Origin of the sequence: Acinetobacter sp. 12966 (assembly GCF_031196995.1) — a bacterium.
In the GTDB taxonomy this organism is placed as follows: domain Bacteria; phylum Pseudomonadota; class Gammaproteobacteria; order Pseudomonadales; family Moraxellaceae; genus Acinetobacter; species Acinetobacter geminorum.
The window spans coordinates 1-1,165 of the sequence record NZ_JAVIMC010000114.1; the positions used below are offsets into that span (position 1 = coordinate 1).

Annotated in this window: 1 protein-coding gene; it reads left to right on the forward strand. The window is 39.9% G+C overall.

All coding sequences use genetic code 11. The features are described from left to right. Positions 1-1,019, forward strand: a 1,019-nt coding sequence (locus RFW85_RS16560; protein WP_309171713.1) for an IS256-like element ISAba26 family transposase, incomplete at its 5' end; no start/stop codon positions are given. Positions 1,020-1,165: the final 146 nt, after the last annotated feature.

Here is a 1,165-nt window from a genome sequence, read left to right on the forward strand (position 1 = left end):
TAAGTGCTCACCCCAGATCCACTCAAGATGGACAACTGGCTTTAGATATTCCCCGTGATCGAGAAGGTTCATTTGAGCCACAAATTATCAAAAAGCACCAAACACGCATCACCAGTATGGATGACCAAATCCTCTCACTGTATGCAAAAGGAATGACTAATAGGGAAATTGTAGCCTTCTTCAAAGAAATGTACGATGCCGATGTGTCAGCATCTCTCATCAGCAAAGTTACCGATGCTGTGATTGAGCAAGTGACTGAGTGGCAAAATAGAGCCTTAGATAGCCTTTATCCTGTTGTCTATCTTGACTGTATTGTTGTCAAAGTCCGTCAGCACTCCAATGTGATTAACAAGTCCGTATACCTTGCTTTAGGCATCAATATGGATGGGCAAAAAGAATTACTGGGTATGTGGATTGCTCAGACAGAAGGTGCCAAATTCTGGCTGTCAGTCATGACAGAGCTAAAAAATCGAGGAGTACAGGACATTCTTGTTGCCTGTGTAGATGGATTAAAAGGCTTTCCTGACGCGATAGCCTCTGTTTACCCTCATACTGATATTCAACTGTGTATTGTGCATGTTGTACGCAATAGCCTGAGATTTGTAAGCTGGAAAGACTACAAGGCTGTTACGTCGGGTCTGAAAGCGATTTATCAGGCAAGTACAGAGGAAAATGCTTTAAAGTCCCTAGACATCTTCTGTGATCAATGGAATCACCAGTATCCCAAAATTGGAGAATCCTGGCGGGCCAATTGGGAAAATATCCGAACGATCTTTAGCTATCCAGCCGAAATACGTCATGCGATTTATACAACAAATGCGATTGAGTCGTTGAATAGCGTAATACGCCATTCAACGAAGAAAAGGAAAATCTTTTCATCTGATGACTCAGTAAAGAAGGTCATTTACTTAGCAACATCAAATGCTGCGAAGAAATGGACGATGCCAATTCAAAATTGGCGTTTAGCAATGAATTGGTTTACGATTCAGTTCGATGATCGATTAAAAGATCATTTATAAAAAATGGAACTTACACAAAATAATTTACAGGCTCCAACATACCCATTATCTTCAGCTGACCATTTAACACGGTAAGTATATTGTTTACTATCCATTTAACACCCCATCATGTTTTAAGTTTATGTATAAAAGTACGATTTTCACTT